General features: G+C 46.7%; 1 protein-coding gene. It reads right to left on the bottom strand.

Annotation, left to right across the window (positions count from 1 at the left end):
• Nucleotides 1-60 precede the first annotated feature (60 nt).
• Nucleotides 61-606 carry a hypothetical protein gene (locus tag OKB81_RS20675; RefSeq protein ID WP_270805460.1) on the bottom strand — a complete coding sequence of 182 codons (546 nt, stop codon included), beginning with the start codon at nucleotides 604-606 and terminating at the stop codon, nucleotides 61-63.
• Nucleotides 607-666: the final 60 nt, after the last annotated feature.

Genomic DNA, 666 nt, shown 5'->3' with positions numbered 1-666 from the left:
TAAAATCGTACTTGGCGCCGCTCAACTGATCGATACTTGATCAACTAGCGCAAAGAATGATCATGCGTCGGCCCTGCGCTGCAACAGCAGGCAAGGAGTATCATGTTGTGTAATTTCAGCGACTCTGGCACCACTACTAATCCAAGGGCGGTCCATACCAAAAACAATATCACCACGCTCAAGGTAATAATCATCCAAATGGGAGCAATCCTCACTATCCCAGTAGACTACATCATCCCATTTTATTTGATCGACCCCAACATTAGCCCCACGTAAAAGAGGAATATGCGTATCTTTTGTGGACTTAAAACCGGAGCTAGCAAAGGGGTAACCCGTTAGCAAGTTGATGGCATATGCGAGTTTTATATGACCTTCGCTTGCCCTAGTACGTACTGCGTGGGAGATCACCGCCTGCCGCTTCTCTTTGAGCAGTTCGATCAGCCACTGCTGCTGAGCAATCAGCCGATCAATTCGGGCGGTTTCGTAGTCGAGGAAGGCCACTATGTTGGAAAGTTCCTCGCCTTGAGGCAAGGCAAATATTGTCTTCTTTATATCCTCAAGTGAGAGGTGCTTGACTGTTGTGTAATAAGTTACCTGATTACCCATGATTAGCAGTCAGTTACCACGAACTATACTGATCTTACGTACAGTTATCGAGGTGCGAGA

The sequence above is a fragment of the Aeromonas sp. QDB56 genome (assembly GCF_027705505.1).
Classification (GTDB): domain Bacteria; phylum Pseudomonadota; class Gammaproteobacteria; order Enterobacterales; family Aeromonadaceae; genus Aeromonas; species Aeromonas caviae.
This window is presented reverse-complemented; position numbering and strand designations above follow the sequence as displayed.

What these genes read in the sequence shown, in the direction of transcription:
- OKB81_RS20675 (WP_270805460.1), bottom strand. Translation starts at nt 606, where the DNA reads ATGGGTAATCAGGTAACTTATTACACAACAGTCAAGCACCTCTCACTT.